At 72.6% G+C, this 25,617-nt stretch carries 21 protein-coding genes and 1 pseudogene; 7 read left to right on the top strand and 15 right to left on the bottom strand.

Going from position 1 to position 25,617, the window contains the following annotated elements:
• Window positions 1-104: 104 nt before the first annotated feature.
• The 4 genes from mshC to ACFC0D_RS17440 form a co-directional block, all read right to left on the bottom strand.
• Window positions 105-1,334 (bottom strand): cysteine--1-D-myo-inosityl 2-amino-2-deoxy-alpha-D-glucopyranoside ligase, encoded by a 1,230-nt coding sequence (mshC, locus tag ACFC0D_RS17455; RefSeq protein WP_376436172.1) that lies wholly within the window; start codon window positions 1,332-1,334, stop codon window positions 105-107.
• Window positions 1,335-1,477: 143 nt separating this feature from the next.
• Window positions 1,478-2,281, bottom strand: coding sequence for an SCO1664 family protein (locus tag ACFC0D_RS17450; RefSeq protein ID WP_376436170.1), 804 nt, complete (start codon window positions 2,279-2,281; stop codon window positions 1,478-1,480).
• Window positions 2,278-2,868 (bottom strand): DUF3090 domain-containing protein, encoded by a 591-nt coding sequence (locus ACFC0D_RS17445; protein WP_376436168.1) that lies wholly within the window; start codon window positions 2,866-2,868, stop codon window positions 2,278-2,280. The genes ACFC0D_RS17450 and ACFC0D_RS17445 overlap by 4 nt, the downstream gene beginning before the upstream one ends.
• 77 nt (window positions 2,869-2,945) lie before the next feature.
• Entirely contained in the window at window positions 2,946-3,635 is a 690-nt protein-coding gene (locus ACFC0D_RS17440; RefSeq protein ID WP_376436165.1) for a histidine phosphatase family protein, read from the bottom strand.
• 176 nt (window positions 3,636-3,811) lie between these two features.
• Here ACFC0D_RS17440 and corA point away from each other — a divergent pair, with 176 nt between their 5' ends.
• Window positions 3,812-4,804, top strand: a complete 993-nt coding sequence (gene corA, locus ACFC0D_RS17435; RefSeq protein ID WP_376436210.1) for a magnesium/cobalt transporter CorA — start codon at window positions 3,812-3,814, stop codon at window positions 4,802-4,804.
• Window positions 4,805-4,820: 16 nt separating this feature from the next.
• Here corA and ACFC0D_RS17430 read toward each other — a convergent pair whose 3' ends face one another.
• A complete protein-coding gene (locus ACFC0D_RS17430) occupies window positions 4,821-5,606 on the bottom strand; it encodes a ferritin-like domain-containing protein (protein WP_376436162.1) in 786 nt (261 codons plus the stop codon).
• Between the two features lie 214 nt (window positions 5,607-5,820).
• Window positions 5,821-6,870 carry an LLM class F420-dependent oxidoreductase gene (locus ACFC0D_RS17425; RefSeq protein ID WP_376436159.1) on the bottom strand — a complete coding sequence of 350 codons (1,050 nt, stop codon included), beginning with the start codon at window positions 6,868-6,870 and terminating at the stop codon, window positions 5,821-5,823.
• A gap of 129 nt (window positions 6,871-6,999) precedes the next feature.
• On the opposite strand from ACFC0D_RS17425, the gene ACFC0D_RS17420 reads away from it, so the two are divergent.
• Both ACFC0D_RS17420 and ACFC0D_RS17415 read left to right on the top strand, forming a co-directional pair.
• Entirely contained in the window at window positions 7,000-7,986 is a 987-nt protein-coding gene (locus ACFC0D_RS17420; RefSeq protein ID WP_376436156.1) for an aldo/keto reductase, read from the top strand.
• Window positions 7,983-10,208: pseudogene (locus ACFC0D_RS17415) on the top strand (helix-hairpin-helix domain-containing protein); the annotation flags it as partial. The gene ACFC0D_RS17420 and the pseudogene ACFC0D_RS17415, both read left to right, overlap by 4 nt.
• Window positions 10,209-10,267: 59 nt before the next feature.
• Here ACFC0D_RS17415 and ACFC0D_RS17410 read toward each other — a convergent pair.
• Both ACFC0D_RS17410 and ACFC0D_RS17405 read right to left on the bottom strand, forming a co-directional pair.
• Complete coding sequence (locus ACFC0D_RS17410) at window positions 10,268-11,134, bottom strand: ABC transporter permease (protein WP_329120389.1); 867 nt, start codon at window positions 11,132-11,134, stop codon at window positions 10,268-10,270.
• Window positions 11,131-13,824 (bottom strand): alpha/beta fold hydrolase, encoded by a 2,694-nt coding sequence (locus tag ACFC0D_RS17405; RefSeq protein ID WP_376436152.1) that lies wholly within the window; start codon window positions 13,822-13,824, stop codon window positions 11,131-11,133. The genes ACFC0D_RS17410 and ACFC0D_RS17405 overlap by 4 nt, the downstream gene beginning before the upstream one ends.
• 181 nt (window positions 13,825-14,005) lie before the next feature.
• On the opposite strand from ACFC0D_RS17405, the gene ACFC0D_RS17400 reads away from it, so the two are divergent.
• Both ACFC0D_RS17400 and ACFC0D_RS17395 read left to right on the top strand, forming a co-directional pair.
• Window positions 14,006-14,431, top strand: a complete 426-nt coding sequence (locus ACFC0D_RS17400) for a GNAT family N-acetyltransferase (protein ID WP_376436149.1) — start codon at window positions 14,006-14,008, stop codon at window positions 14,429-14,431.
• 111 nt (window positions 14,432-14,542) lie between these two features.
• A complete protein-coding gene (locus tag ACFC0D_RS17395; RefSeq protein ID WP_376436146.1) occupies window positions 14,543-15,721 on the top strand; it encodes a S8 family peptidase in 1,179 nt (392 codons plus the stop codon).
• A 7-nt stretch (window positions 15,722-15,728) separates the two neighbouring features.
• Here ACFC0D_RS17395 and ACFC0D_RS17390 read toward each other — a convergent pair whose 3' ends face one another.
• The 6 genes from ACFC0D_RS17390 to iolC all read right to left on the bottom strand — a co-directional run bounded on the left by ACFC0D_RS17390 (window position 15,729) and on the right by iolC (window position 22,867).
• On the bottom strand, window positions 15,729-16,331 hold the full coding sequence (locus ACFC0D_RS17390) for a DUF4291 domain-containing protein (RefSeq protein ID WP_376436143.1): 603 nt from the start codon (window positions 16,329-16,331) through the stop codon (window positions 15,729-15,731).
• Window positions 16,332-16,385: 54 nt separating this feature from the next.
• The gene (gene mmsA / locus ACFC0D_RS17385; RefSeq protein ID WP_376436140.1) at window positions 16,386-17,888 is read right to left on the bottom strand and encodes a CoA-acylating methylmalonate-semialdehyde dehydrogenase; all 1,503 of its coding nucleotides are present in this window, start codon (window positions 17,886-17,888) and stop codon (window positions 16,386-16,388) included.
• 14 nt (window positions 17,889-17,902) lie between these two features.
• The gene (gene iolD, locus ACFC0D_RS17380; protein ID WP_376436138.1) at window positions 17,903-19,771 is read right to left on the bottom strand and encodes a 3D-(3,5/4)-trihydroxycyclohexane-1,2-dione acylhydrolase (decyclizing); all 1,869 of its coding nucleotides are present in this window, start codon (window positions 19,769-19,771) and stop codon (window positions 17,903-17,905) included.
• Window positions 19,768-20,574 (bottom strand): 5-deoxy-glucuronate isomerase, encoded by an 807-nt coding sequence (gene iolB, locus ACFC0D_RS17375; RefSeq protein ID WP_376436135.1) that lies wholly within the window; start codon window positions 20,572-20,574, stop codon window positions 19,768-19,770. Before iolB ends, iolD begins: the two co-directional genes overlap by 4 nt.
• The gene (locus tag ACFC0D_RS17370; RefSeq protein WP_376436207.1) at window positions 20,571-21,482 is read right to left on the bottom strand and encodes a deoxyribose-phosphate aldolase; all 912 of its coding nucleotides are present in this window, start codon (window positions 21,480-21,482) and stop codon (window positions 20,571-20,573) included. Before ACFC0D_RS17370 ends, iolB begins: the two co-directional genes overlap by 4 nt.
• A gap of 437 nt (window positions 21,483-21,919) precedes the next feature.
• Window positions 21,920-22,867 (bottom strand): 5-dehydro-2-deoxygluconokinase, encoded by a 948-nt coding sequence (iolC, locus tag ACFC0D_RS17365; RefSeq protein ID WP_376436205.1) that lies wholly within the window; start codon window positions 22,865-22,867, stop codon window positions 21,920-21,922.
• Window positions 22,868-23,025: 158 nt separating this feature from the next.
• On the opposite strand from iolC, the gene ACFC0D_RS17360 reads away from it, so the two are divergent.
• Together ACFC0D_RS17360 and ACFC0D_RS17355 are read left to right on the top strand one after the other, a co-directional pair.
• On the top strand, window positions 23,026-23,934 hold the full coding sequence (locus ACFC0D_RS17360) for a sugar phosphate isomerase/epimerase family protein (protein ID WP_376436132.1): 909 nt from the start codon (window positions 23,026-23,028) through the stop codon (window positions 23,932-23,934).
• 259 nt (window positions 23,935-24,193) lie between these two features.
• Complete coding sequence (locus ACFC0D_RS17355) at window positions 24,194-24,391, top strand: helix-turn-helix transcriptional regulator (protein ID WP_376436130.1); 198 nt, start codon at window positions 24,194-24,196, stop codon at window positions 24,389-24,391.
• Between the two features lie 162 nt (window positions 24,392-24,553).
• Here the strand turns inward: ACFC0D_RS17355 and ACFC0D_RS17350 are convergent, their stop codons facing one another.
• Window positions 24,554-25,609 carry a zinc-dependent alcohol dehydrogenase family protein gene (locus tag ACFC0D_RS17350; protein ID WP_376436127.1) on the bottom strand — a complete coding sequence of 352 codons (1,056 nt, stop codon included), beginning with the start codon at window positions 25,607-25,609 and terminating at the stop codon, window positions 24,554-24,556.
• Window positions 25,610-25,617: the final 8 nt, after the last annotated feature.

The raw sequence follows: 25,617 nt of genomic DNA, 5'->3' as shown, positions 1-25,617 counted from the left end.
TAGCGCAGAAACGAGCATGGAGCCAGGACAAAACGGAACCGCCCTTGGACTTCACGAGAAGTCCAAGGGCGGTTGCCTGGAAGAGAGTTGCGCGGGAGCGCTTTCTACAGGGCCACACCGAGCAGAGCGTCGACGGAGCGGGAGACGAGGCCGGGCGCGGACTCGTCCGTACCGCCCTCGGCGCTCTGGCGCTCCGCCCAGCGGTCGACGGCCGCGAGCGCGGTGGGCGTGTCGAGGTCGTCGGCGAGGGCCTCGCGGATCTCCTCCACGAGCGCGTCGGCGGACGGGCCGTCCGGGCGCGAGACGGCGGCGCGCCAGCGGTCGAGCCGGTCCACCGCGTCCTGGAGGACCTGGTCGGTCCACTCCCAGTCGGCGCGGTAGTGGTGCGAGAGCAGCGCGAGGCGGATGGCGGCCGGGTCGACGCCGTCACGGCGGAGCGCGGAGACGAAGACGAGGTTGCCCTTGGACTTGGACATCTTCTCGCCGTGCAGGGCGACCATGCCGGCGTGCACGTACGCCTTGGCCATGGGGAACTCGCCGGTCAGCGACTGCGCGTGGGAGGCGCCCATCTCGTGGTGCGGGAAGATCAGGTCCGATCCGCCGCCCTGTACGTCGAAGCCCATGCCCAGGTGGTCGAGGGCGATGGCGACGCACTCGATGTGCCAGCCGGGGCGGCCGGGGCCGAGGCTGCCGCCGTCCCAGCTCGGCTCGCCCTCGCGGGCGGCCATCCACAGCATCGGGTCGAGCGGGTTCTTCTTGCCCGGGCGGTCCGGGTCGCCGCCGCGCTCGGCGGAGAGGTGGCGCATCAGCTCGGTGTCGTAGTTCGACACCTGACCGAAGTGCGGGTCGGCCTCCACGGAGAAGTAGATGTCGCCCTCGAGCTCGTACGCGGCACCGGAGTCCCGCAGCCGCTCGACGAGCGGCACGATGCCCGGTATGGCCTCGACGGCGCCGATGTAGTGCTGCGGCGGCAGCATCCGCAGGGCGGTCATGTCCTCGCGGAACAGGGCGGTCTCGCGCTCGGCCAGGCCGACCCAGTCGATGCCGTCGCGCAGCGCCCGCTCCAGGAGCGGATCGTCCACGTCGGTGACGTTCTGGACGTAGTGGACCTGCCGCTTGGTGTCGAGCCACACGCGCTGAACGAGGTCGAACGCGTTGTAGGTCGCCGCGTGACCCATGTGGGTCGCGTCGTACGGCGTGATGCCGCAGACGTAGATACGGGCGACGGGGCCGGGGGCGAGGGTCACTCGCCCGCCGGTCGCGGTGTCGTGGATCCGGAGGTCGCGGCCCTTGCCGGGCAGGGCGGGGACCTCAGAAGCGGGCCAGGCATGCATGACCTGAGCGTAACCGGACACCTGTTCCGGATACGAACCGGATCCGGGATCTTGGCCGACAAGGCGCTCTTGCAGCTCGCGGCCGTTCATGCATACCCCCTAGGGGTACGAGCCAAAGTCGGGAGTTGGCCGGATCCGGTCGGTCAGACCGGTGGCCAGGGGATCGCCGGCCACTGCCCGGACGGCTCGGGGTGCCGACCGGTGGCGCGCAGGGCGCTCACCCGGCCGCGCAGGGCGTCCACCTCGGCCGCGGTGAGCAGCTCCGCCAGCCGGGTGGTGAGCGGCGTGCCGGGGGCCAGGGAGCCGCCCAGTCGCTCGAGCACCTCGGTGGCCTCTGCGGGCAGCTCCTCGCCCGCCCAGCCCCACAGCAGGGTGCGCAGCTTGTCGTCCACGTTGAAGGTCACACCGTGGTCGATGGCGTACAGACGCCCGTCCGGGGCGGGCAGCAGATGCCCGCCCTTGCGGTCGCCGTTGTTGATGACCGCGTCCAGGACGGCGAGTCGGCGCAGTTCGGGGCTGTCGGCATGGACGAGGAGCGCGGTGCGGTCCTCGCCGACCTGGGCGGGGCCGACGGCCTTCCAGCCCTCCCCCGCCTGCTCGTCCTCGGTGAGCGCGAGCAGGCTCGCGGCGGGGTCGGCCTCGATCCACAGCTGGACCATGCCCTCGCCGTACGGGCCGTCGCGCAGCACGGTGGGCGGTACGAGTCCCCAGCCGGTGGCCTCGGAGAGCTCGTAGGCGGCGACCTCGCGCTGGGCGAGGGTGCCGTCGGGGAAGTCCCAGAGCGGACGTTCGCCCGCCACGGGCTTGTAGACGCAGGAGGCCTCCTCGCCGGCGAGGGCGACGGAGCAGAGGAGCACCGCGTTGGAGGCCTCGCGGACCTGGCCGCGGACGGTCAGCTCCCCCTTGGTGAGCAGGTCGATGACCGCCCGGTTGTCGGGACCGCTCATGCGCCGCGTCGGTATCCGTTCTGGCGCGGGCACACATGACCCTCGGGGTCGAGCGGGAGGCTGCACAGGGGGCACGGCGGCCGGCCGGCGTTGACCACGTCGAGGGCGCGCTTGGCGAAGGCCCTCGCCTGGGCGCCGGAGAGGCGGACGCGCAGCATCGGCGGGCCGTTCTCCTCGTCCTGGAGCATCCGCTCCTCGGCCTCGGCGAGGTCCTCGTCGGTCTCGGCGTCGAGTTCGACCAGCGCCTGGGCCTCGACGATCATGCGCTGCTCCTCGCCGTCCCACGCGAGCGCCATCGTGCCGACCCGGAACTCCTCCTCGACGGGGATGTCGAGGGGGGCGGTGTCGGCGATGTCGGCGGGGGCGACGGCCGGGACCGGGGCGTTGCCGCCGGTGCGCCGCACGACCTCGTCGAGGAGTTCGTCGATGCGTTCGGCGAGCGCGGCGACCTGGGTCTTCTCCAGGGCCACGCTGGTGACCCGGCCCGCCGCGGACGCCTGCAGGAAGAACGTACGGCGGCCAGGCAGCCCGACCGTGCCGGCCACGAAACGCTCCGGTGGGTCGTAGAGGAACACCTGACGGGACACGTCCCTGACTCCCTTGAGTCTCGACAGTGGTGGAGGCCCGCGCTACAGCGGCCCGTCCACCCTACTGCGCGGATGGATCACGGTGCGCCCGCACCGCCCCCGACCTCCGCGGCTCCGCCCGTGTCGCCGCTCTCGCGTGGGGCGAGCGCGGTGAAGTCGCCGGTGTCGCCGAGGCGTACGAGGAACGGGCGCAGCCGCGTGTAACGGATGGCGGTGACGGAACAGGGGTCGACATGGATGCGCTGGAAGAGGTCGAGGTGTATCCCGAGGGCATCGGCGACGATCGACTTGATGACGTCTCCGTGCGAGCACATCGCGTAGACGGCGTCCTCGCCGTGCTCGGCCTCGATCCGGGCGTTCCAGTCCCGTACGGCGTCGACGGCGCGCGCCTGCATGGCGCGCATCGACTCGCCGCCGGGGAAGGTCGCGGCGGAGGCGTGGGCCTGGACGACCTCCATCAGCGGCTCGTCGCCCAGTTCGGCGAGCTTGCGACCGGACCAGTCGCCGTAGTCGCACTCGTTGATGCGCTCGTCGGTGTGGAACGGCAGCTCCGGGCGGGCGTCGAGGAGCGGTCGCACTGTCTCGCGGCAGCGCTGCAGCGGGCTGGAGACGACGGCGGCGAGCGGCACCCCGGCCAGTCGCCCGGGCAGCGCGGCGGCCTGCGCGGCCCCCCGCTCGTCGAGGGCGACCCCGGGCAGCCGTCCGGCGAGGACCCCTGAGGTGTTGGCGGTGGAGCGTCCGTGGCGGACGAGGATCAGCGTGGCCATGGCGGCAAGGGTAGGGGGTGTCGTGCGGGTGGGGCCGGAACAGGGAGCGGCGTCCGGAGTGTGCGACCGCCCGACCCGTAGGACACCCCCGTACGTGCCCGCCCACGCGCGCGTGGGCGGGCACGTGGACGATCCGGACGCACGCGCGTGTGCAGGACGGGGGCGGGCGGGGAAGAATACGGCGCGTGATCGTGGACTCCGCCATCTATCGCGACGGGCGCCGCAAGGACGGCCCCGCCGACCTGTCCGACGCCCTGGCGGAGGCGAGGGCGACCGGCGACGCGTTCCTGTGGGTGGGGCTGTACGAGCCGACGGAAGCCGAGTTCGATCACGTCTCGGCCGAGTTCGCGCTGCATCCGCTGGCCGTCGAGGACGCCTTGAAGGCCCATCAGCGGCCCAAGCTGGAGGTCTACGACGACTCGCTCTTCATGGTCCTCAAGCCGGTGCTGTACGAGCCGGAGAGCGACCGGGTTTCCACGGGCGAGCTGATGGTCTTCGTCGGCGACTCGTTCGTGGTGACGGTCCGGCACGGTGAGGGCGCGCCCCTGGCCGCCGTACGCCGACGTCTGGAAGCCGAACCCGAGGTGCTTCGGCACGGCCCGACGGCCGTCCTGTACGCGATCGGCGACGCGGTCGTCGACCACTACATCGAGGTGGTCGGCGAGCTCCAGGTGGACCTGGAGGAGCTGGAGACCGATGTGTTCGCGCCGACCGGCGGGAACCCGGGGAGCACGGCGGAGCGGATCTACACCGCCAAGCGCCAGGTCCTCGAGTTCCGCCGGGCGGCGGGCCCGCTCGCGGCGCCGGTGGAGAAGCTCGCGACCGGGGCCGTGCCGTTCGTGAACCAGCACGCGAAGCCCTTCTTCCGGGATGTCAGCGACCATCTTCTCCGCGTCAACGAGCAGGTGGAGGGCCTGAACCAGCTGCTCTCGGACGTGTTGGCGGCGCATCTGGCGCAGATGGGCGTGCGGCAGAACGACGACGTGCGGAAGATCTCGGCGTGGGCGGCCATGGCCGCCGTCCCCACGATGGTCGCGGGGATCTACGGCATGAACTTCGAGCACATGCCGGAGCTCTCATGGACCTGGGCGTATCCGGCCGTGATCCTTGTGATGGTCGCCATCGAGATCGGTCTCTACCGGCTGTTCAAGCGCCGCGGCTGGATGTAGCCACGGGCCCGGTGGTTCAGAACGCCGGAGCGGGGGCCATGGGGCCTCCCAGCGCGTTGCGCCGTTCGGGCATCTCGAGGCCGACCATCTTGTGCCAGCCGGCGGCCCGTTCCCACGCGTACATGCCGTGGATCCCGGCGGCGAGGGCGGCCGACTTGGCCTTGGGCCAGGCCAGGATGCGCCCCATGTGGCTCATCACGGCGAGGCTCACGTCACGGTAGACCTTGATCTCGGCGAGCGCGGACTCCCGCAGGGTGTGCTGGATGAGCCGGCCGTGTCCCGCGTGGGCGAGGCGCAGCAGCTCCTCGTGGCAGTAGGCGAGGTGGTTCGCCTCGTCGTTGTCGATCATGTGGATGGCCTTGCCGAGCTCGGGGTGCTCCCCGAAGTACTTGACCAGCATGTCCATCTGGTCCGCTGCCCGTTGCTCGGTGACCCGGCTGTGCGCGAGGTAGACGACGATGTCCTGCTCGGCCAGCGGCTCGTCGCGGCGGAGCTTGTCGTGGGCGAGGCCGATGCCGCGCTGTTCGAGGAGCATCGTGTAGTCGGTCTCGGGCGGCACCGGCACGGGCTCGAGGCCGCGCTTCTTCAGCAGGGCGTTGAAGATCCGGCCGTGCTTGTCCTCGTCGGCGCCGTGCCGGGTGATCTTGGGGGCGAGATCCCGCATCCCCGGCGCGACCAGGGCCGCGATCCGGGCGTTCTCCCAGCCGCCCTGGGACTCGCCGCTGGCGGCGATGGAGCAGAAGAGCCGGAAGGACTCGTCGTCGTCGATGATTTCCTGGAACAGGCCCTTGGCCGTGAGCATTGCTGCCACCTCCCATGCGGGCGTCCGCACGCCGCACGTCCGCAGAGAACGAGTCAAATGCGGTACCGGCGAGTGGGCAACACGAGCGGCGGGGGACTCGGCCGAAAGAAGGAACGCCGCGCTCGTAACCAGGAGCTCCGTGGCGCGTTGTGCTGCATGACGGCCGTGGCGGGGAAGACCCCCCGAGCCCCCACCACGGCCGCAGACTTTCCCGCTAGGCGAGGCCCGCCAGTTCCAGGGCCTCGGTGCCCGCCCGCAGCGCCGCCAGCCGCTCGTCGAGGGTGAAGCCGGCCGGGGCGAGGGTGAGGGTGGTGACACCGGCCTCCGCGTAGGCCTTCATCCGGTCGGCGATCCGCTCGACGGAACCGAGCAGGGTGGTCTGGTCGATCAGCTGCCGCGGTACGGCGGCGGCCGCGCCGGTCTTGTCGCCCGCCAGGTACTTGTCCTGGATCTCGGCGGCCTGCTTCTCGTAGCCCATGCGCTGTGCGAGCTGGTTGTAGAAGTTCTGCTTGCGGCTCCCCATGCCGCCCACGTACAGGGCGGTGTAGGGGCGGAAGATGTCGGCGAGGGCGTCGATGTCGTCGCCGAGGGCGAGAGGCAGCGTGGGGTGGACGTCGAAGCCGTCCATGGTCAGCCCGGCCTTCTCGCGGCCCGCGCGGAGGTGACGCAGCGCGGTCTCCTCCAGGTGCTCGGCGGAGGGGAAGATCAGCAGCGCGCCGTCGGCGATCTCGCCCGTCTGCTCCAGGTTCTTCGGGCCGATCGCTGCGATGTAGAGCGGGATGTGCTCGCGCTGCGGGTGAACGGTGAGCTTGATGGGCTTGCCCGGGCCGTCCGGCAGCGGGAGCGTCCAGTGCTCGCCCTCGTACGTGAGCCGCTCGCGCGACATCGCCTTGCGGACGATCTCGACGTACTCGCGCGTGCGGGCCAGCGGCTTGTCGAACTTGACGCCGTACCAGCCCTCGGAGACCTGCGGTCCCGAGACGCCGAGGCCGAGACGGAACCGGCCGCCGGAGAGCGAGTCGAGCGTGGCGGCGGTCATCGCCGTCATCGCGGGCTGGCGCGCCGGGATCTGCATGATCGCGGAGCCGACGTCGATCCGCTCGGTCTTGGCGGCCACCCAGGAGAGCACGGTCGGCGCGTCGGAGCCGTACGCCTCGGCGGCCCAGCACACGTCGTAGCCGAGGCGGTCCGCCTCCTGCGCGACGGCGAGATTGTCGCCGTCCATACCGGCGCCCCAGTAGCCGAGGTTGATGCCGAGCCTCATGACCACACCCTCTTTACTGATCAGTAACGTCCCTTGGCCCGGACTCTAGCGCGCGGGTACGCGATCCGTCAGGGGGAGGTTGTCCACAGCCTCTCTCCGCGTGGGGTCCTGGCCAGTAATCTCGCGCCCATGGAGCAGAGGCATCTCGGACGTACCGGCCTGCGCGTGTCCCGGATCGGACTCGGCACCCTCACGTGGGGCCGGGACACCGACGAGCACGACGCCGCCGACCAGTTGAAGGCGTTCTGGGACGCGGGCGGCACGCTGGTCGACACCGCGGACGTGTACGGCGGCGGCGAGGCGGAGTACATGCTCGGGCAGCTCATGGAGCGGCTGGTGCCCCGGCGCGATCTCGTCATCTCCACGAAGGCGGGCAGCGTGCCGGATCCCGACCGCCGGACGGACGGTTCGCGCGGGCATCTCCTGGCCGCGCTCGACGCCTCCCTGGCCCGCCTCGGCACCGACCATGTGGATCTGTGGCAGCTCCACGCCTTCGACCCGTACACCCCGCTCGAGGAGTCCCTCCAGGCGCTGGACATCGCCGTGAGCAGTGGGCGGGCCCGGTATGTGGGGGTGTCGAACTTCTGCGGGTGGCAGCTGGCGAAGGCCGGGACCTGGCAGCTCGGCGCCACGGGCGCGGCGCGGACGCGACTGGCGGCGACGCAGATGGAGTACTCACTGCTGCAGCGGGGCGTGGAGCGGGAGGTGCTGCCGGCCGCGCTCGACCTGGGGATAGGCCTGCTGCCGTCCTCGCCGCTGGGCCGTGGGGTGCTGACGGGCAAGTACCGGCAGGGCACCCCGACGGACTCCCGGGGCGGCTCGGAGACCATGGCGCCGTTCGTGGAGCCGTACCTGGACGACGCGGCGAGCCGGATCGTGGACGCCGTCGCGACGGCGGCGGACGGCCTCGCCACGACACCGCTCCAGGTGGCGCTCGCCTGGGTGCGCGACCGCCCCGGGGTGACCGCCCCGATCGTCGGCGCGCGCAACGCGCGGCAGCTCACGGCGGCGTTGTCAGTGGAGAGCCTTAGTCTTCCTGACGAGATCTGCCGGGCGCTCGACGACGTGTCTGCGCCCGTGCACCGCTATCCGGACCAGGACTGGAGCACCCTGTGACCGAGCCTTCCCGGGAGACCCCTCCCGAGGCAGCCGAGCCCGCGCCGGGCGAGGACGAGGCCACGACCGAGCGCCCCGTGGAGGGCGCCGGCGGCGAGGCCCGTGCGGGTGCCGCCGACGCGCCGAAGGAGGCCGACGCCGACGACGACGCGTCGGCCACGGGCTCGGCGTCGACGCAGGACGAGCCGGCCGATGCCGGCTCCGGTGCCGATGGTGAGGCCGCCGCCGAGGGCGGGGAGGCGAAGGCCGCCGAGCTCTCGGAGGCTCAGGCCGAGCTCGCCGCGCAGCGGGAGGAGCGGGCCCGGATCGAGCGGCGCAAGGCGGAGAAGGAAGGGCCCGTGGCCGCGGGCACCAAGCTCAGTGGCAAGGCGGCCGATCTGCTCGCCGCGGTACGGGCCGTGGAGAGTGGTACGAAGTCGGTCGGCGCGCTCCTGGACGCGCCCGGGCCCGAATCCCGGCGCCCGGCCCCCGCGGCGGCTCCGGCCACGACCGTGCGCCCTGCCCCGGTCGAGAGGGCGATGGCCTCCGCGGAGACGCTGGCGGCCGTGCGGGAGGTGCTGGCGCGCGGTGGGGCGCCGGAGGCGCTGACCGGCCAGGTCGCCACGGTGCTCGGCGAGGGCGCCGCCGAGGCGCTGCGCGAGGACCCCTGGCAGCTGCTCTCGGTGCCCGGGGTCCAGCCCGAGCACGCGGACGGCTTCGCGCGGACCCTGCTCGGCGCGGAGTGCGGTCCCGGCGACCCCCGCCGCGCCGTCGCCCTGGTGGCCTGGCTGCTCGAACGGGCCGCGCTGAAGGGGCATACGGCCCTGGAGGACACAGACGTCCGGGCCGGGCTTGCCAAGCTGTCGGTGCCGGACCCGGAGGAGGCCGTCCAGCAGGCGATCTCCGAGGGCGCGGTGCTGGTGTTCCAGGAGGAGGAGGACCAGGTCGTCGAGGAGGACTCGGAGGACGACGAGGAAGCCGCGCCGGAAGAAGCGGACATCCCCGTCCTGCTCGGGCTCGACCGGTACGCCCTTGCCGAGGAGAGCCTCGCCGACGGTCTGGCCAGGCTGGCCAAGACCGTCACCGCGGACGACTGGGAGGGGCCGGACCTGGTCCGCGCCACCGGGGCGCACGGGCTCGTGGCGCACACCGGCGGCGAGGCGGCCCGCATCGAGCCGGTCGCGCTCGCCGAGGCCGCCCGGGCGCGCGGTCTGCGCGTCGCGGTGGCGGCACACAGCGAGAACGGGGTCCGCCACCTGAGGTCTCTCGCTCCGGCCGGACCGGGGGCGGTACCCGCGGCCGCCACGGATCGGACGGAGACGTCGGGGGCTGCGGATTCGGCGGGATCGGCCGGGGGGCACCCCGGCGCGGACGTGGTGATGACCGTCGCCGCCCTGCTGTCCGGCGCGGCCGGACCCGGCAGGGACGAGGAGGGCGCCCTCGCCCTGGACCTGCTGGTCGTGCTCGACGCGCCGCAGCTGGACGTCGAGACGGCGGCGATGCTCGTGGAGTCCCTGCCGGACGGCTGCCGTCTGGTGTTGAGCGGCGACCCCGGTGTCCTCGGTTCGGCGGGTGCCGGCCGGGTCTTCGGCGATGTGCTGGCGGCCCGGGTCTGCCCGCAGGTCGCGTCCCGTGTCCCGGATCCCGGCCCGATCGGCGAGCTCGTCTCGGGCATCGGCATCGGCGAGCTGAACCAGGTGGAGGCCCCCGGCAAGGAGGTCGTGATCGTCCCGGTCCGGGACGCGGGGGAGGCCGTCCACCGGACGGTGCAGCTGGTCGCCGACTCCGTTCCACGGGCGATCAGTGTGCCGGCCGAACAGACGCAGGTGATCACGGTCGGCCACGGCGGATCGGCGGGCACCCGCGCGCTGAACGCCGCGTTGAAGCAGCGGCTCAACCCCGGCCCGGGGCGCTTCGGCGGCTTCGACCCGGGCGACCGGGTGGCGTATGTCACGGCCCCGGGGCGCACGGTGACCGGGACGGTCGTCTCGGCCGAGGCCGAGGGCCTGCGGCTGGAGTGCGAGGGCGAGAGGCTCGTCGTACCGAAGGAGCGGGTGGATTCGGCGCTGCGGCACGGCTGGGCGCTCACCGCGCACCAGGCTGCCGGGATGCGCTGGCCGGCCGCCGTCGTGGTGCTGCCCGGCGATGCCGCCCACAGCCTGGACCGGCCCTGGGTCTACACGGCCTTCGGCCGCGGCGAGCGCCATCTGTCGGTCGTCCACGGCGTGGACCAGGCACTGCCCCCCCCCCCCGCCCCCGGGGGGGCGCCCACGGGCCTCGAAGGGGGTGGGTGTGACCGGGGTCAGGACACGATGTCCTTGCGCGCGAAGCCCCGGAAGGCCAGCGCGAAGAGGATCAGGGCGTACGTCACCGAGATCGCCGCGCCCTTGGCCATCCCGCCCCACTCCAACTGCGGTTGGAGCGCATCCGCCCAGGCGAACTGCCAGTGCGCGGGCAGGAAGTCGCGCCAGGAACCGAGCGCCGTGACGGCATCCAGGACGTTGCCGATGATCGTCAGTCCGACCGCTCCACCGACGGCGCCCAGCGGGGCGTCGGTCCGGGTGGAGAGCCAGAACGCGAGCCCGGCGGTCACCAGTTGGGAGACGAAGATGAACGCGACGGCCAGGGCCAGCCGGGGCAGCGTCTCGGCCGCCGGAAGGGCGCCGCCGGTGGGGAGCCGCAGGGGTCCCCAACCGTAGGCGACCGTGCCCGCGGCGAGCGCCACCAGCGGCAGCAGCACCATCGCGGCCGCACTGAAGCCGAGCGCCACGGCCAGCTTGGACCAGAGCAGCCGGGCCCGGGGGACGGGCGCGGCCAGCAGATAGCGCAGCGAGGACCAGCTCGCCTCGGAGGCCACGGTGTCCCCGCAGAACAGGGCGACCGGGACCACGAGCAGGAAGCCGGCGGAGACGAAGAGACACGTCGCGGCGAAGTTCGCCGCCGACGCCGTCGCCGTGTCCATCAGCGTGATCCGGCCGTTCCCGTTGCCGTCCGGGCCCCCGCCGATCGCGAACGCGATGATCAGGACGAACGGCAGGGCGGCGAGCACCGCTCCCATGACCAGGGTGCGGCGCCGCTTGAGCTGCCGTACGGCCTCGACGCGCAGCGGCAGGGTGCGCCGCGCCCGGTAGCCGGGTGCGGTCTCCACCAGTTCCGCGGTCGTGCTCATGCGGATCCTCCTCCGATCAGGGTCAGGAACGCGTCCTCGAGGCGGCGGTGCGGACCCACACCGGTCACGGGCACGTCCAGGCGGACGAGTTCGCCGATCAGCGCGGTCGCGTCGGCTCCGTCGAGGCGGACCAGGAGTCCGCCGTCGGTCCGTACGGCCGAGCCGATCCCGGGCAGCGCGTCGATCTTCTCGACGAGCGGGTCCGGGACGTTGTCCCCGAGTGTGACGAGCAGGGTGTCCCCCGCGCCGGTGATCTCGCCGACGGGCCCGGCCTGCACGAGCTGTCCGCGGTCCATGACCACGAGATGGGTGCAGGACTGCTCGACCTCCGAGAGGAGGTGGCTGGAGACGATGACGGTCCGGCCCTCGGCGGCGTACCGGATCATCACGTCCCGCATCTCACGGATCTGTGGCGGGTCGAGTCCGTTGGTCGGCTCGTCGAGGATCAGCAGATCCGGCAGGCCGAGCATGGCCTGTGCGATGGCGAGCCGCTGCCTCATGCCCTGCGAGTACGTCCGCACGGCGCGGGCGAGCGCGTCGCCGAGGCCGGCGATCTCCAGGGCCTCCTCGATGTGCGCGTCCTCGGCGGGGCGGCCGGTGGCCTTCCAGTACAGCTCCAGGTTGTCCCGCCCCGACAGATGCGGCAGGAAGCCCGCACCCTCGACGAAGGCGCCGACCCGGGAGAGCACCGGGGCGCCGGGCCGGATGGCCTGGCCGAAGACCCGGATCTCCCCGTCGTCGGGGCCGATCAGGCCCATGAGCATCCGCAGGGTGGTGGTCTTTCCCGCGCCGTTGGGCCCGAGCAGACCGAGGACCTGCCCCTGCTCGACCCGGAAGGAGAGATCCCGCACGGCGTACCGGTCGGAGGACTTGGCGTACTTCTTCGTCAGCCCGGTGATCTGCAGCGGTACTGCGGCGAGCGCGGGGTCCGGGGCGGGGGCCGTGGTCCGGCGGCGCGCGGTGAGGAGCAGCGCGCCGGCGATCAGGACTCCGGCGAGCGGCAGGCCCCACACCCACCAGGGCATCGCGGCCGCCTGGGTGTCCACGGCGGGCGCGGTGGGGACCGTCAGCGGGCCCTCGGCGGCGACGGTGTAGGTGGCCGGCACGGCCGGGGAGGCATAGCCGAGGTCGGTGGCGGAGAGCACCAGGGCCAGCCGGTGGCCGGCCTCGACCTCGTGGTCGATCGCGGGCAGCGTCAGCTCGACGCTCCTGCCCTTCCGTGCGTCCTCGACGCGGACGGGGGTGACCAGTTGGGCGGGCAGCACCTGCTGGCGTCCGTCCGATCCGACGTCGTAGACCTTGGCGAACAGGACGGCGGAACCGTCCGCGCTGTCGGAGGTGACCTTGACACGGACGGTCGGCGAGCCGGTGATCCGTACCGGCTCGGCCAGCGGCTCCGCCTCGAACCGGCCGTGCTGGCCGGGGAAGTCGAGCGAGAGTCCGACGCCGAGCGAGGAGAGCTGGGACAGCCCGCCGCCGACGCCCGGGACCGCGGAGATGGCGGGCGGACCCGCTCCGGCCGGGTTCGCGAAGGACTGCGGACGGCCGCCGTCCAGGGGCAGGGACAGCGCGTCGCCCGCGTCGCCCGCGAGTCCGGAGTAGCGGTCGGAGCTCGCACCGCGCAGCTGCGCCTGCCCGTCGGTGGAGTCGACTCCCCCGGCGCGGCTGACGCGGAACGCGGGACCGGTGTCGGCGCCCTTGTCCTGCTTGAGGTGGCGGTCGAACCAGCTGCTGATCCGGGCCTCGACGCGTTCGGTCTCGCGGTTGCCGCCGTCGTGGCCGCCCGCGATCCAGTCGACGGCGACGGGCGCGCCGTTGGCGCTGATCGCCTTCGCCATGGCGTCGGCGTGGCCGAGCGGGAAGAGGGAGTCGGTCTGTCCCTGGACGATCAGGGCGGGGACCTTGATCCTCTCTCCGACGGCGGAGGGACTGCGGGCCTCGAGCAGCGTGCGGGCGGCGGCGTCGGGTTGTCCGGAGACGGCGACGCGCTGGTAGAGGGAGCAGAGTTCGGGCGTGAAGCGTCCGCAGGGGCCACTCGCACCGGGCCGGTCGCCGGCCGGCCGCGGGCTTCCGCCGCTCGGCTGGTTGCCGGCCGAGAAGAAGATGCCGGCCCAGAGCTTCTTGAACACGCCGTTCGGGAACAGGGCGTCGGCGAGGTTCCAGTAGGTGATCTGCGGGGCGATCGCGTCGACGCGGGTGTCGTAGCCGGCGGCGAGCAGCGAGGCCGCGCCGCCGTAGGAGGCGCCGGTGACGCCGACGCGCGGGTCGCCGTCCTTGTCGAGCAGGACCTCGGGCCGCTTGGCGAGCCAGTCGATGAGCCGCTGGACGTCCTTGACCTCGTGGTCGGGGTCGTTGAGTCCGATCTGCCCGGTGGAGGCGCCGAATCCGCGCGCCGACCAGGTCAGGACGGCGTATCCGTCGCGGGCGAGCTTCTCGGCCTGGGCGCGGACGTCGTCCTTGGAGCCGCCGAAGCCGTGCCCGAGGAGGACGGCGGGCCTCCGCTCGTCGCCGCCCGCCGTATCGGCGGTGTAGTAGGAGGTGTCGATCCGCGCCCCGGGCATGTCGAGCACCTGGTCCGCGCGGTCCACGGGTGGCGGTTCGTCCGTGGCGACGGCGGTCCAGGTGCCGGCGCCCGTGAGCACGGCGAGGGCGGCGGTGACCGCGGCCCACCGGGGAAGTCGGAGCTGCATGTCCCCGAGCGTAGGCGGACAGCCTGTGCGGTACGGCTGCCCAGGGGCGGAAATCGCGGGCCTCCTGGAGTCGTACCGGACTACGGTCGCGTACACCAGGCGCGGTATGCGCGCCGTGATCCGGGGCGAGGCGAGGCGAGCCTTCAGAGGAGGCGGGCCGAGCCCCAGAAAGGGAGGGGCCATGGAGATCCGACGGGCGACGACGGTGGCCGAGCTGATGGCCGTGGCGCATCTCTACGACAATCCTCCGCGCGCGGCGTGGGCGGAGCGGTTCCTGGCCGCGCCGGGGCATCTGATGCTGATCGCGTACGCGGAGGACGGGTTCCCGGCCGGCCTGGTCTCCGGGATCGAGATGCTCCACCCGGACAAGGGGGTGGAGATGTGTCTGTACGAGCTGTCGGTGGACGAGGCGCACCGGCGCCGGGGCATCGGGCGGGCGCTGACGGAGGCGCTGGTGGCCGAGGCGCGGGAGCGCGGCTGTTACGACGCGTGGGTCGGCGTGGACACGGACAACGACCCGGCGCTCGCGACATACCGGTCGACGGGCGCACAGGACGACGGTGAGTTCACGATGCTGACGTGGGGTTTCGGCGTGAAGGACCGGTGAGGGGACCGGACGACCTCTTGTACGACACATGCCGGCACGAGACTCTGTGGCGCACCAACCGCCCGTACCTGCCGGTAACCCGGCCCACGAAAGGTTCAGGTGCCCCACCACATGACCCGAATACCTCGCCGCGCCATGGCGATCGTCCCCGTCCTCGCGGTCGCCGCCGGCCTGCAGTTCGCCGTCTCCCCCACAGCCCAGGGCGCCCCCGTCGGGGACCTCCGCCTCGCCCCGGCCTCGCTCGCGATCGAGAACAGCTGGATCGTCGTCCTCAAGGACGGTTCGACCCGCGCCGCCGATCTGGGTGTGAAGCCGAAGCACGAGTACACCACCGCCCTCAAGGGCTTCTCGACCTCGATGTCCCAGTCCAGGGCGAAGGCGCTGGCCGCCGACCCGCGGGTGGCGTACGTCGAGCAGAACGCGACCGTACGGGTCGCCGACACACAGACCGGCGCGACCTGGGGTCTGGACCGGATCGACCAGCGGAACCTGCCGCTGTCGACGACGTACACGTACAACACGACGGCGTCGAACGTCACCGCGTACATCATCGACACCGGAATCCGCACCTCGCACAGCGAGTTCGGCGGCCGGGCGAGGGTGGGCACGGACACCGTCGGCGGCGGCCAGAACGGCCAGGACTGCCAGGGCCACGGCACGCATGTCGCCGGCACGGTCGGTGGCGCGAAGTACGGCGTCGCCAAGGGCGCGAAGCTGGTGGCGGTACGCGTCCTGGACTGCAACGGGTCCGGTTCGACGGCCGGGGTGATCGCGGGTGTCGACTGGGTCACGGCCAACGCCGTCAAGCCGGCCGTCGCCAACATGAGCCTGGGCGGCGGGGTGAACGCCTCGCTGGACGACGCGGTGAAGCGCTCGATCGCCTCGGGCGTCACCTACGCGGTCGCCGCCGGCAACGGCAACATCCTCGGCCTGCCCGCCAGGGCCTGCAACTACTCCCCGGCGCGCGTCCCCGAGGCGATCACGGTCGGCGCGACGGACTCCGCCGACAAGCGGGCGTCCTTCTCCAACTACGGCACGTGCGTGGACCTCTTCGCCCCGGGCGTGTCCATCACGTCGGCGTGGAAGGACAACGACACGGCGACGAACACCATCTCGGGCACGTCGATGGCGACCCCGCACACCGCGGGCGTGGCCGCCCTCTACCTCGCGACGCACCCGACGGCCACCCCGGCCCAGGTGAGCACCGCACTCGTGAACAACGCGACCACCGGCAAGGTCCAGAACCCGCTGTCGGGATCCCCCAACAAGCTGCTGCACTCGATCTTCTAGGCGCGGCCTACTGACGCACCAGATGCCCGAGGAGTTCGGTACCCGCCGGGTACGGCCGCTCCTCGGGCATCCGCGCGCTCGCCTCGTCCAGCCGCCCCGCCCGCACCAGCGCGTGGATCTCGTGCGCGAGCGGTGTGACGTCCCGTACGGAGACGGTCCATTCGTCCGCGTAGCGGCGGGACGCCTCGCCCGCGAGGCCGAGTTGGAGGGAGCGGTACGGGAGAGCGGCGAGGCGCAGGTTTCGTTCGGGGTCCCACTGGACGCGGGCCGGGGACCGGCGCAGCTCGCGCTTCCAGGTGGCCTGGTCGGGGTGGAAGCCGCGGTCGTAGTGCGACAGGCAGGCGTTGCTCAGGGCCCATTCGAAGCCCTCGCGGGTGATCTCGATCGCGAGGACCGTCTGCTGGCCCTCCTTCAGGCCCCAGCCGCAGCGGTACATCATCCAGAGGAACGAGGGTTTGATCCACGTCATCCGGTCGCGCTTCCAGGCGGGTGGGAACCGGCCCTCGCGGGCCGCCGGCAGGCCGATGGACGGGTCGTACGCCTGGTAGACGGTCACCGTCGACGCGGTGTGCAGGGCGCGGATCTGGTACTTCGGTGGATCAACGGACATGGCCCCCAGGGTGCGTCGTCGCGCGCCCCGGGGGCCAGTCGTTTTACGGGTCGGTCAGTGGTTGCGCGGGAAGCCCAGGTCCACGCCCGCGGGGGCGTCGGAGGGGTCCGGCCAGCGGGTGGTGACGACCTTGCCGCGGGTGTAGAAGTGGACGCCGTCGTTGCCGTAGATGTGGTGGTCGCCGAAGAGCGAGTCCTTCCAGCCACCGAAGGAGTGGTAGCCCACCGGCACCGGGATCGGCACGTTGACGCCGACCATGCCCGCCTGGATCTCCAGCTGGAAGCGGCGGGCCGCGCCGCCGTCGCGGGTGAAGATCGCGGTGCCGTTGCCGAACGGCGAGGCGTTGATGAGGGCGACACCCTCCTCGTACGTCTCGGTGCGCAGGACGCACAGCACCGGGCCGAAGATCTCGTCCTGGTAGGCCTTCGCCGAGGTCGGTACGTGGTCCAGGAGCGACAGGCCGATCCAGTGGCCGTCCTCGAACCCGTCGACCGTGTAGCCGGTGCCGTCGAGCACGACCTCGCAGCCCTCGTCGGCCGCGCCCTTCACGTACGAGGCGACCTTGTCGCGGTGGACGGCCGTGATGAGCGGGCCCATCTCGGAGGTCGGGTCGTTGCCGGGGCCGATCTTGATCTTCTCGGCGCGCTCGCGGATCTTCTCCACGAGTTCGTCGCCGATCGCGCCGACCGCGACGACCGCGGAGATCGCCATGCAGCGCTCGCCGGCCGAGCCGTACGCCGCCGAGACCGCCGCGTCCGCGGCCGCGTCCAGGTCGGCGTCCGGCAGCACCAGCATGTGGTTCTTCGCGCCGCCGAGCGCCTGCACGCGCTTGCCCTTGGCGGAGGCGGTGGTGTGGATGTAGCGGGCGATCGGGGTGGAGCCGACGAAGGAGACCGCCGTGACGTCCGGGTGCTCGAGGAGCCGGTCCACGGCCACCTTGTCGCCGTGGACGACGTTGAAGACGCCGTCCGGCAGGCCGGCCTCGGCGAGCAGCTCCGCGATCTTCAGCGACGGCGAGGGGTCCTTCTCGCTCGGCTTGAGGATGAAGGTGTTGCCGCACGCGATGGCGAGCGGGAACATCCACATCGGCACCATGGCCGGGAAGTTGAACGGCGTGATGCCGGCCACCACACCCACCGGCTGGCGGATCGCGGCCACGTCCACCCGGTTCGACACCTGGGTGGACAGCTCGCCCTTGAGCTGGGTGGTGATGCCGCAGGCCAGGTCGACGATCTCCAGACCGCGGGCGACCTCGCCCAGCGCGTCCGAGTGGACCTTGCCGTGCTCGGCGGTGATCAGCTCGGCGATCGCGTCCCGGTTGGCGTCGAGGAGCGCGCGGAACTTGAACAGGATCGTGGTGCGCTGCGCGAGCGACGCCGTGCCCCAGGTCTCGAACGCGGTCTTCGCGGCGGCCACGGCCGCGTCGACCTCGTCGACCGAGGCCAGGGCCACCTTCGTGGTCACGGCACCGGTGGCCGGGTCGGTGACCGGGCCCCAGTTGCCCGACGTGCCCTCGACGGTCTTGCCACCGATCCAGTGGTTGACGGTCTTCGTCATGACGAACTACTCCTTCAGAGATGGCGGCGTCGGGCGGTGACGTGCCGGTCGTACTCCTCCCGGGCCTTGACCGCCGACGGGCGGGTCGAGGTCTCGGCCACGGGCACATCCCACCATGCCTGGGCGGGGGGCGGGCCCGACACTGTGTCTGCCGTTTCGGTCTCCACATAGACACATGTGGGAACGGTCGACGTCCGGGCGTCGGCGAGAGCTTCCCGCAGGTCACGTACGGTGCGGGCGGTCAGCACCCGCATGCCGAGGGAGGCCGCGTTGGCGGCCAGATCGACGGGGAGCGGCGCGCCGGTGAACCGCCCGTCCGGGTCCCGGAAGCGGTACGCGGTGCCGTACCGCTCGCCGCCGACGGACTCGGAGAGCCCGCCGATGGAGGCGTACCCGTGGTTCTGCAGGATGACCACCTTGATGGGGAGTCCCTCCTGCACGGCGGTGACGATCTCGGTGGGATTCATCAGATACGTACCGTCTCCGACGAGCGCCCAGACCGGCCGTCCGGGCGCGGCGAGCGCGACCCCGATCGCCGCCGGGATCTCGTAGCCCATGCACGAGTAGCCGTATTCGACGTGGTACTGGTCGGCGGACCGGGCCCGCCAGAGCTTGTGGAGATCGCCGGGGAGCGAGCCGGCCGCGTTGATCAGGATGTCGTCCTCGGTGACCAGAGTGTCGAGGACACCGAGGACCTGCGGCTGGGTCGGGCGGGCGTGCTCGTCGGGGACGGCGTAGGCGGCGGTGACGCGGGCCTCCCAGCGGAGCTTCTCCTCCGCGTACTCGTGCACGTAGTGCTCGGTGACATGGTGCGGATCGAGCAGGGCGTGGAGGCCCTCCAGTCCCTCGCGCGCGTCCGCGACCAGCGGCAGCGCGGCCATCTTGTGCGAGTCGAAGGCCGCGATGTTGAGGTTGACGAAGCGCACGTCCGGGTGGGTGAACAAGGTCCCGGACGCGGTGGTGAAGTCGGTCCAGCGGGTGCCGACCCCGATCACCACGTCGGCCGTGCGCGCCAGGTGGTCGGCGACGGCGGTGCCGGTGTGGCCGACGGCGCCGACGTCCTGCGGGTGGTCGTGACGCAGTGCGCCCTTGCCGGCCTGGGTGGAGGCGACCGGGATGCCGGTCAGGGAGGCGAAGGTGCCGAGCGCCTCCTCGGCGCCGCTGTACTTGACCCCACCGCCCGCGACGATCAGCGGACGGGCCGCCCGGCCGATCGCCGCGACCGCCGCCTCCAGTTCGGCGTCGTCCGGCACCGGCCGGCGCACGCGCCAGACCCGATCGGCGAAGAACTCCTCCGGCCAGTCGTACGCCTCCGCCTGGACGTCCTGCGGCAGCGCGAGCGTGACCGCGCCGGTCTGGACGGGGTCGGCGAGGACGCGCACGGCGGCGAGCGCGGCCGGGATCAGCGCCTCGGGGCGGGTGATCCGGTCGAAGTACGTCGACACGGGCCGCAGGCAGTCGTTGACCGACACCTCGCCCGCGTACGGGACTTCGAGCTGCTGGAGGACGGGGTCGGCGGGGCGGGTGGCGAAGGTGTCGCCGGGCAGGAGCAGGACGGGCAGCCGGTTGATCGTGGCGAGCGCGGCGCCGGTGACGAGGTTGGTGGCGCCGGGGCCGATCGAGGTGGTGACGGCGTGCGCGGAGAGCCGGTTCGACTGTCGCGCGTGGCCGACGGCCGCGTGCACCATGGCCTGTTCGTTGCGCCCCTGGTGGTACGGCATCTCCTCGCTGTACTCGACGAGAGCCTGGCCGATCCCGGCGACGTTCCCGTGGCCGAAGATGCCCCAGGTCGCGGCGATCAACCGCTGCCGTACGCCGTCGCGTTCGGTGTACTGCGCGGCGAGGAACCGCACCAGGGCCTGGGCGACGGTCAGCGTGCTCACTGGTACCCCTCCGAGTGGTCGGGATGGAAGCAGATCTTCCACTCCCTCTCCGTTCCTGGTCCCGCCATCACGTTCAGGTAGTACATGGCGTGGGACGGCTGGGCGATCGACGGGCCGTGCCAGCCGTCGGGCACGAGGACGGCATCGCCGCTGCGGACCTCGGCGAGGAGGTCGGCGCCGCCGGGCCGGGAGGGGGAGATCCGTTGATAGCCGAAGCCGCCGTCGACGATCTCGTAGTAGTAGATCTCCTCCAGCTCGGACTCGGTGCCGGGGCGGTGGCGGTCGTGCTTGTGGGGCGGGTAGGAGGACCAGTTCCCGCCGGGGGTGATCACCTCGACGGCGATGAGGCGGTCGGCCTCGAAGACGTCGGCGGCGGCGAAGTTCCGTACCTCGCGGGCCTGGTTGCCGCTGCCGCGGGCCTCGACGGGTACCTCCGGCGCGGGGCCGTAGCGAGCGGGGAGTCGTCGCTCGCACTTCGCTCCTGCCAAAGCGAAGCGGCCTCCTGCGCCGGAGGCGATCTGGACCCGGGCGTCGCGGGGCACGTACGCGAAGTCGGACACTCCGCCGAACACGCTCTCACGACCCCGGAGTTGAAGCTTCCGGCCGTCGACGTGCACCGTACAGCCGCCGGTGAGCGGAAGCACGATCCACTCGCTGTCCCCGGTGTCCAGGAGTTGGGTGTCTCCCGGGCCGAGTTCGAGGACGCGCAGTGCGGAGTACCCCCAGCCGGCCCGGTCGGGGTCGACATGGAGTGCGTACGGCCCGTGGGAGGCGGTCCCGGCGGGCAGATGGAGAGTGGTCATGGGTGGTGCGTACCCCTTCCTACCGCGTCGTGCAGCAGGCTCGCAGCGGTATCGACCGCTCCGGCCACATCTCCGTCCGGGGGATAGAGCAGCGAACGCCCGACGACGAGCCCGCGGACGGTGGGCAGGCGGAGCGCGCCGCGCCACTTCTCGTACGCGAGCTCCTGCGCGTCCGGGCCGGGCCCGGGGTCTCCGCCGAGGAGGACGGCGGGGAGGGTGGTGGTCTCCATGACGCGGGCCATGTCGTCGGGGTGTTCGGTGACCGGGACCTTGAGCCAGGTGTAGGCGGAGGTGCCGCCGAGACCGGAGGCGATGGCGAGGGAGGTGATGACGGCCTCGGCGGAGAGGTCGTTGTGGAGGTGGCCCTCGCGGTCGCGGCGGCAGAGGAAGGGTTCGACGAAGACGGGCAGCCGCAGGCCGGCCATCTCGTCGACGGCGCGCGCGGCGGAGTGGAGGGTGGAGAGCGAGCCGGGGTCCTCGGGGTCGATCCGCAGGAGGAGCTTGCCGGCGTCGAAGCCGAGCCGGGCGAGGTCCTGGGGACGGTGGCCGGTGAACCGGTCGTCGAGTTCGAAGGCGGCCCCGGCGAGGCCGCCCCTGTTCATGGAGCCGACGGCGAGCCGGCCGTCCAGGGCGCCGAGGAGGAGCAGGTCGTCGAGGATGTCGGCGGAGGCGAGGACTCCGTCGACCCCGGGGCGCGAGAGCGCGAGGCGGAGCCGGGCGAGCAGATCGGCCCGGTCGGCCATGGCGTACGGCCGGTCCCCGACGGCCAGCGCTCCTCGGGCGGGATGGTCGGCGGCGACGATCAGCAGCCGATCGCGCCCCTGGAACAGCCCCCGCTTCGGCCGCCTCGCGGCAGCCTCGGCAACGGCCTCGGGGTGATGCGCCCGCAAGGCGACGATCCGCTCCACGTCGACGGGCTCGAGCCCGACACCGGGAACCCCGGCCCCGGACCGCGCGAGCCGCAGCGGCGGCGAGGGGTGCGCGGCACGGCGGAGGGGGTCGGGTGGGGCGGGGGCCGGGGGGTGCGGGGCGGCGGTCGCATGCGGGGTGGCGTCCGGGGACGTGCTCCCGCCGGATGCCGCTGCCGAGGCTCGGGGCTCCCGCTCGGCTGAGGCGGAGGAGCCACCGGTCTCCGCGGGCGAAGGCGGCGGCGCGCCCGGCCCCGGCGACCTCCGGGCCGGGGAGCCGGGCCGCCGCTCAACGGGATCCCCGGACACGTCGGCTGGGGCCCCGGTCACCCCGGACTCCGCGCCCTCGCCCGTCGGCGCGGGCGCGGCGTCGGCCCTCGGGCCGCCTGCTCGGCGGTGGGCCGCGCGGGTGCGCCACGTGTCGTCGGGCCGGCCGCTCATGGGGTGCGCTCCGGGATCGAGCCCGTGCCGGTCGCGAGGGCCCGCTCGATCTCGTCCGCGTACGGCATCGCGGGCGAGCAGGCGAGGCGGCCGGCGACGATGGCGCCCGCCGCGTTGGCCCAGCGGATCGTACGGTCGAGGTCCCAGCCCGCGAGCAGCCCGTGGCACAGCGCCCCGCCGAACGCGTCGCCCGCGCCGAGCCCGTTGACCACCTCGACCGGCAGCGGCGGCGCCTCCGCGCTCTCCCCGTCGGCGGTCATCGCGAGGACGCCCTTGGGGCCCTGCTTGACGACGGCGAGCCGCACTCCGGCGGCGAGCAGCGCGCGGGCGGCGGCGTACGGCTCGCGCTCCCCGGTCGCGACCTCGCACTCGTCCAGGTTGCCGACGGCGACCGTGGCCGTGCTCAGTGCCTCCCGGTAGAGCGGTCCCGCCTCTGCCGGGTCGGGCCAGAGCACCGGACGCCAGTCCAGGTCGAGGACGGTCGGATCGGCACCGCCCCGCTCCCGCAGCGCACCCAGTGTCGCCGACCGGCTGGGCTCGACGCTCAGCCCCGTCCCGGTCACCCAGAACGCCCGCGCCGACCGGATCGCCGCGAGGTCCAGCTCGTGCGGGTGGATCTCCAGGTCGGGGGCCCGGGGGCGGCGGTAGAAGTGGATCGGGAAGTCGTCGGGCGGGAAGATCTCGCAGAAGGTGACCGGCGTCGGGTACTCCTCGACGGCCGTCACCCACCGGTCGTCGACGCCGAACCCCCGGAGCTCCTCGTGCAGATACGCGCCGAAGGGGTCCTCCCCGGTCCGGCTCACGAGCGCCGTCCGCCGGCCGAGCCGGGCCGCAGCCACCGCCACGTTCGCGGGCGAGCCGCCCAGGAACTTCCCGAAGGTCTCCACCCGGGCGAGCGGGACCCCGATCCGGAGCGGGTAGAGGTCCACGCCGAGACGCCCCATCGTGATCAGCTCGTACGGCTCCGCATCCACGCGCGCCACCTCTCGCCTCGGCCCCGCACCCAGGTCTAGTCGTCCGCCCCGAACCCTGTCAACGCTATGTCCTTACATTCGGACGAGCGTCTTGACGCGTCGTTCCGGGCGCGGCCAAGGTGGCTCTCATGACGATGCCGTCGCCTCTGTCCCGTATCCGTATCGGCTCCGCCCCCGACTCCTGGGGCGTCTGGTTCGCCGACGATCCCCGGCAGGTTCCCTGGCAGCGCTTCCTCGACGAGGTCGCCGGGTCCGGTTACGAGTGGATCGAACTCGGCCCGTACGGCTATCTGCCCACCGACCCCGCAGTCCTGGCCGAGGAGACCGGCCGCCGGGGCCTGCGCGTCTCGGCGGGGACGGTCTTCACCGGGCTGCACCACGGCCCCGCCGTCTGGGACAGGACCTGGGCGCATGTCGCCGAGAACGCGGCTCTGGCCCAGGCGATGGGCGCGGAACACCTCGTCGTCATCCCCTCCTTCTGGCGGGACGACAAGACGGGCGAGGTCCTGGAGGACCGCACGCTCACCGTCGAACAGTGGCGGAATCTGACCGGTCTGACCGAGCGCCTGGGCCGCGAGGTCCGGGAGCGCTACGGCCTGCGCGTCGTCGTCCATCCGCACGCGGACACCCATGTCGACACCGAGGAGAACGTGGCCCGCTTCCTGGACGCCACCGATCCCGACCTGGTCGCACTCTGCCTGGACACCGGGCACTACGCGTACTGCGGCGGCGACAGCGTCAAGCTGATCGAGACCTACGGCGAACGGATCGGCTATCTGCATCTCAAGCAGGTGGATCCGGAGATCCTGGCCGGCGTCGTCTCGGACGAGGTTCCCTTCGGTCCGGCCGTGGCCCGGGGCGTGATGTGCGAGCCGCCCTCCGGGGTGCCCGCCCTGGAGCCGGTCCTGGCCGCGGCACAGGCGCTGGACGTGGAGCTGTTCGCCATCGTCGAGCAGGACATGTATCCGTGCGATCCCGACAAGCCCTATCCGATCGCCGTCCGCACGCGGCGCTTTCTGCGCTCCTGCGGGGCATAGGGGTGGAGCGCCCTGCGGGCACCGAGGCGCGCCGGTCCACACGTATCTGATCGTGCGCCACTTACGTCACATCTGTCCCCCTGCCGTCACACATATCTCCATTACGCGGGCTTTTCGTCACAGCCGTACGACAGCCGCTCTCCTCCCGTCACAGGGTGTCGTTCAACGGGCACAGGCTCAGTGATCGCCAGCGCTTGCCCCGCAGCTCCCCCGAACGGCACCCCCGCCGCCGCTGCCAGGCGCGCAGGGAGGTGCCCGCATGACGGAACGAAGGCTCTGGTCGTACAAGGACATTGCCGCGCACATCAGGGTGCAGCCGGACACCGTGCGCTCCTACCGGAAGCACGGTCTCCTGCCGCCGCCCGATCACGTCGAGTCGGGAAAGCCGTACTGGTACTCGGACACGATCCGCGTCTGGGTGGCCAACCGCCCGGGCAACCGGAGCCGCCGCGGCTGACCTCCCACCCGGCACGAGCTCGTGACACTTCGCGTGGCACGAGCTTCCGGCCCCGGGGCCGCAGCACGAGGGCCCCGGCCCCGAGGGCCGCCCGAGGGCCCCGCATCCGACACCGGTGCGGGGCCCTCGCGTTGTCCAGGGCCACGGACGGGGGCGGGAAGCTCAGAGCCAGGGCCGGATGACCGTCACGCCCGAGCCGGGGGCCGAGCCCATCGCCGCCAGCGCGGCGGGAGCCTCCGCCAGCGGCACGGTGGAGGTCACGAGCCGGTCGGGGCGCAGGCTGCCCGTACGGACCATTTCCATCATCGGGCCGTAGGCATGGGCGGCCATGCCGTGGCTGCCGAGGATCTCCAACTCGAGACCGATCACCCGGGACATGGGGACGACCGGGTCCCCGACCGCCGGGGGAAGCAGGCCGACCTGGACGTGCCGGCCCCTGCGGCGCAGGCTCTCCACCGAGGCGGCACAGGTGACCGCGGAGCCGAGCGCGTCGAGCGAGAGATGAGCTCCCCCGCCGGTCAACGCCCGCACCGCCCCCGCCGTCCCGCCAGGAGTCGACGCGAGGGCGGAGGCGTCGACGCACTCCGCCGCCCCGAACGCCCGCGCCAGCTCGAGGGCCTTCGGCGACACATCGACAGCGACCACACGTGCCCCGCAGGCCGCCGCGATCATCACGGCCGAGAGCCCGACGCCGCCGCACCCGTGCACGGCGACGAACTCGCCCGCCGCAACCCGCCCTTGGGCGATCACGGCACGGAACGCCGTCGCGAACCGGCATCCGAGCCCGGCCGCCGTCTCGAACGACAGCTCCTCCGGCACGGTCACCAGGTTCACGTCCGCGTGGTCCAGCGCGACGTACTCGGCGAAGGAGCCCCAGTGGGTGAAGCCCGGCTGGGTCTGCCGCTCGCAGACCTGCTGGTCCCCGGCCGCGCAGGCCGGACAGCTCCCGCAGGCGCAGACGAAGGGCACGGTGACCCGGTCGCCGGGCTTCCAGTCGGCCACGTCGGCCCCCACCGCCTCGACCACACCGGCGAGTTCGTGCCCGGGCACGTGCGGCAGGAGGATGTCGGGGTCGTGGCCCATCCAGCCGTGCCAGTCGCTGCGGCACAGCCCGGTCGCCTCGACCCGGACGACGGCACCGTGGGTGGAGGGAGTGGGATCCGGTACGTCCCGGACCTCCGCCTCCTGCCCGTACCGCTCGAACACCACTGCCTTCATGGGCCCGC

It is taken from the genome of Streptomyces sp. NPDC056222 (genome assembly GCF_042264065.1).
Taxonomy (GTDB): Bacteria; Actinomycetota; Actinomycetes; order Streptomycetales; family Streptomycetaceae; genus Streptomyces.
This window is presented reverse-complemented; position numbering and strand designations above follow the sequence as displayed.

Bases quoted from the DNA above. Each gene is read 5' to 3' on its own strand.
- mshC (WP_376436172.1), bottom strand. From the start codon at position 1,334: ATGCATGCCTGGCCCGCTTCTGAGGTCCCCGCCCTGCCCGGCAAGGGC.
- ACFC0D_RS17450 (WP_376436170.1), bottom strand. From the start codon at position 2,281: ATGAGCGGTCCCGACAACCGGGCGGTCATCGACCTGCTCACCAAGGGG.
- ACFC0D_RS17440 (WP_376436165.1), bottom strand. From the start codon at position 3,635: ATGGCCACGCTGATCCTCGTCCGCCACGGACGCTCCACCGCCAACACC.
- ACFC0D_RS17430 (WP_376436162.1), bottom strand. From the start codon at position 5,606: ATGCTCACGGCCAAGGGCCTGTTCCAGGAAATCATCGACGACGACGAG.
- ACFC0D_RS17425 (WP_376436159.1), bottom strand. From the start codon at position 6,870: ATGAGGCTCGGCATCAACCTCGGCTACTGGGGCGCCGGTATGGACGGC.
- ACFC0D_RS17420 (WP_376436156.1), top strand. From the start codon at position 7,000: ATGGAGCAGAGGCATCTCGGACGTACCGGCCTGCGCGTGTCCCGGATC.
- ACFC0D_RS17410 (WP_329120389.1), bottom strand. From the start codon at position 11,134: ATGAGCACGACCGCGGAACTGGTGGAGACCGCACCCGGCTACCGGGCG.
- ACFC0D_RS17405 (WP_376436152.1), bottom strand. From the start codon at position 13,824: ATGCAGCTCCGACTTCCCCGGTGGGCCGCGGTCACCGCCGCCCTCGCC.
- ACFC0D_RS17400 (WP_376436149.1), top strand. From the start codon at position 14,006: ATGGAGATCCGACGGGCGACGACGGTGGCCGAGCTGATGGCCGTGGCG.
- ACFC0D_RS17395 (WP_376436146.1), top strand. From the start codon at position 14,543: ATGACCCGAATACCTCGCCGCGCCATGGCGATCGTCCCCGTCCTCGCG.
- ACFC0D_RS17390 (WP_376436143.1), bottom strand. From the start codon at position 16,331: ATGTCCGTTGATCCACCGAAGTACCAGATCCGCGCCCTGCACACCGCG.
- mmsA (WP_376436140.1), bottom strand. From the start codon at position 17,888: ATGACGAAGACCGTCAACCACTGGATCGGTGGCAAGACCGTCGAGGGC.
- iolB (WP_376436135.1), bottom strand. From the start codon at position 20,574: ATGACCACTCTCCATCTGCCCGCCGGGACCGCCTCCCACGGGCCGTAC.
- iolC (WP_376436205.1), bottom strand. From the start codon at position 22,867: ATGGGGCGTCTCGGCGTGGACCTCTACCCGCTCCGGATCGGGGTCCCG.
- ACFC0D_RS17360 (WP_376436132.1), top strand. From the start codon at position 23,026: ATGACGATGCCGTCGCCTCTGTCCCGTATCCGTATCGGCTCCGCCCCC.
- ACFC0D_RS17355 (WP_376436130.1), top strand. From the start codon at position 24,194: ATGACGGAACGAAGGCTCTGGTCGTACAAGGACATTGCCGCGCACATC.
- ACFC0D_RS17350 (WP_376436127.1), bottom strand. From the start codon at position 25,609: ATGAAGGCAGTGGTGTTCGAGCGGTACGGGCAGGAGGCGGAGGTCCGG.